The following is a 2,930-nucleotide window of genomic DNA, read 5'->3' as shown; positions in this document are numbered from 1 at the left end:
GCGCTGCGCCGCCTGCTTTCGGACCGTACGGCCTTCGAGATCGTCGAGACGCGGCGCCGCGAGCGCGGCCGGGTCGCCGAAATGATCGCCGTTAGCGGACCGGTCTACGCGCCCTGGGTCATCTGATTTTTAACGATTTTCTGGCTTTGTAGCGAAGCCGGTGTTGCGCAAATGCATCACAAACCCGTGAAATCGAGCGGCTTTGGGGACGGTCCCAAACCGCCACAAAAATGTGCGATTGGCCGGACATAGCGTTGCCGGGCAAGGGGATAATGGTTTATGGCTGCGGCCGGGACCGAAACGACGCCGAAAGGGCGGAATCCAAACATGTTTTTTTCGCGAGTTGGTCAATCGAAGGCGCCGTATCGGGCTGTTTTCCTGGCGTTTTCGTTGGTCGCCCCGTCGCTCATGCTGTCGGCCTGCATGTCCTCCGAAAAGGACGTCAATCTGGCGACCTATGTCGACCACACCGAACCCGCAGACGTTCTCTACAACCAGGGCCTCGCCAATCTGAATGCCGGCCGCCTCGATGAGGCGAGCAAGAAGTTCGACGCCGTCGACCGCCAGCATCCCTACTCGGAATTCGCCCGCAAATCGATGGTGATGGGCGCCTTCGCCGATTATCGCGCCGGCAACTATGACGAGGCGATCGGTTCCGCCAAACGTTACCTGACGCTCTATCCGTCAACCGACGATGCCGCCTATGCGCAGTACATCATCGGCTTGAGCTACTACCGGCAGATCAAGGACGTCACCCAGGACCAGAAGGAAGCGCGCCAGACGGTGCAGACCATGCAGGATCTGGTGACCCGCTGGCCGAATTCCGAGTATGTCGACGACGCCAAGGACAAGATCCGCTTTGCCACCGACCAGCTCGCCGGCAAAGAGATGCAGATCGGCCGCTACTATCTGGAACGCCGCGAATATATCGCCGCCGTCAAGCGCTTCCGCACCGTGGTCGAGAACTACTCCAACACGCGCCATGTCGAGGAGGCGCTCGCGCGACTGACCGAAGCCTACTACGCGATGGGCCTGACTTCGGAAGCGCAGACAGCCGCAGCGGTGCTCGGCCACAACTATCCGGACAGCCAGTGGTACAAGGATTCCTACAAGCTCCTGCAGAGCAACGGGCTTGAACCGCGCGAGAATGCCGGGTCGTGGATCTCCAAGGCCGGGAAGCTGATCACCGGCGCCTGACACTTCTGATGCTGTCCAGACTGTCGATCCGCGATATCGTCCTGATCGAGAAGCTGGACATCGACTTCTTGCCTGGGCTTTCGGTGCTGACCGGCGAGACCGGCGCCGGCAAATCCATCCTGCTCGATGCGCTGTCGCTGGCGCTTGGCGCGCGCGGCGACGCTTCGCTCGTCCGCCATGGCGCGGCGCAGGGCCAGGTCATCGCCGTGTTCGACGTGCCGCGCAACCACCCGGCGCGCGCGCTGCTTGCCGACAACGACATCGAGGATGATGGCGACATCATCCTGCGCCGCGTGCAGACCGCCGACGGCCGCACCCGCGTTTTCGTCAATGATCAGCCGTCCAGCGTGACCCTGATGCGCGACGTCGGCCGCGCGCTGGTCGAGATACACGGCCAGCATGACGAGCGGGCGCTCGTCGATCCCGGCGCCCACCGCGAATTGCTGGATAGTTTCGGCGGCCATCTCGGCGCCGTGCGCGGGACGGGCGAAGCCTGGCGCTATTGGCGGAACTGCGAACAGGAGCTTTCGCGGCACCGCGCCAAGGTCGAGGCGGCGGCGCGCGAGGCCGATTATCTCAGGGCCTCGGTCGCCGAGTTGGCGAAGCTCGATCCGCAGCCGGGCGAAGAGACCGAGCTTGCCGAATTACGCGCCCAGATGATGCGCGCCGAAAAGATCGCGTCCGAGATTCACGATGCGCAGGATGTGCTGTCGGGGCCGTCTTCGCCCCTGCCGCAGCTCGCCAGCCTGCTCAGGCGGCTGCAGCGCAAATCGGGTGAGGTGCCGGGCCTGCTCGACGATGTGGTCAAGTCGCTGGACGAGGCAATGATCTCGCTCGACGCGGCGCAGTCCGGCGTCCAGACAGCACTACGCGCCACCGAATACGATCCGCAGCGCCTGGAAAAGGCCGAAGAGCGGCTGTTCTCGCTGCGCGCGGCCTCACGCAAGCACAATGTCGCGGTCGACGATCTGGCGCAGCTGCGCGACACGATGGCGGCCGACCTTGCCGATCTCGATGCGGGCGAGGAACGCCTGCACGGGCTGCAGAAACAAGCAGCCGCCGCGCGCGAAGCTTACGACATAGCCGCGGCGCAGCTCTCTTCGCTGCGCCATGCGGCGGCGGCGGGCCTCACCAAGGCGGTGATGGCCGAACTGCCGGCCCTCAAGCTCGAGCGGGCGGAGTTCATCGTCGAGATGGTGAGCGATGCCGATGGCCGCATGGAAGAAGGCATCGACCAGGTCGAGTTCTGGGTGCGCACCAATCCGGGCACACGGCCCGGGCCGATGATGAAGGTTGCGTCCGGCGGCGAGCTGTCGCGCTTCCTTCTGGCCCTGAAGGTGGCGCTTGCCGACCGCGGCTCGGCGCCGACCCTGGTCTTCGACGAGATCGACACCGGCGTCGGCGGCGCCGTGGCCGACGCCATCGGTCAGCGGCTGGCGAGGCTGTCGAAGCGGGTGCAGGTGCTTTCGGTCACGCATGCGCCGCAAGTGGCGGCGCGCGCCGCGACGCATTTTCTAATCTCGAAGTCCGGCGGCAAGGACCGTGTCGCAACCGGCGTTGCCGAAATGGATCGCGCGGCGCGCCAGGAAGAGATCGCGCGCATGCTGGCCGGCGCCACCATCACCGATGAAGCGCGCGCCGCCGCTGAGCGGTTGCTGCGCGAGAACACGGCGGCAGCCTAGGCTTCTTGATCCCCGGCTGGAATGCCGAGTCAGCAGGTGGCTGCATCCTGC

Annotated in this window: 2 protein-coding genes and 1 pseudogene; all 3 read left to right on the top strand. The window is 65.1% G+C overall.

What is annotated here, in order from left to right; genetic code table 11:
- A pseudogene (locus tag EOA60_RS39255) lies at positions 1 to 126 on the top strand (UDP-3-O-acyl-N-acetylglucosamine deacetylase); the annotation flags it as partial.
- Positions 127 to 327: 201 nt separating this feature from the next.
- On the top strand, positions 328 to 1,197 hold the full coding sequence (locus EOA60_RS26655) for an outer membrane protein assembly factor BamD (protein WP_066990991.1): 870 nt from the start codon (positions 328 to 330) through the stop codon (positions 1,195 to 1,197).
- Positions 1,198 to 1,205: 8 nt separating this feature from the next.
- Complete coding sequence (recN, locus tag EOA60_RS26650) at positions 1,206 to 2,879, top strand: DNA repair protein RecN (protein WP_095802423.1); 1,674 nt, start codon at positions 1,206 to 1,208, stop codon at positions 2,877 to 2,879.
- Positions 2,880 to 2,930 lie beyond the last annotated feature (51 nt).

The sequence above is a fragment of the Mesorhizobium sp. M1A.F.Ca.IN.020.06.1.1 genome, assembly GCF_004023265.1.
Lineage (GTDB): Bacteria > Pseudomonadota > Alphaproteobacteria > Rhizobiales > Rhizobiaceae > Mesorhizobium.
The sequence above is the reverse complement of the archived record's forward strand: the minus strand, read 5'-3'. Positions and strand labels throughout refer to the sequence as shown.

What these genes read in the sequence shown, in the direction of transcription:
- EOA60_RS26655 (WP_066990991.1), top strand. Translation starts at nt 328, where the DNA reads ATGTTTTTTTCGCGAGTTGGTCAATCGAAGGCGCCGTATCGGGCTGTT.
- recN (WP_095802423.1), top strand. Translation starts at nt 1,206, where the DNA reads ATGCTGTCCAGACTGTCGATCCGCGATATCGTCCTGATCGAGAAGCTG.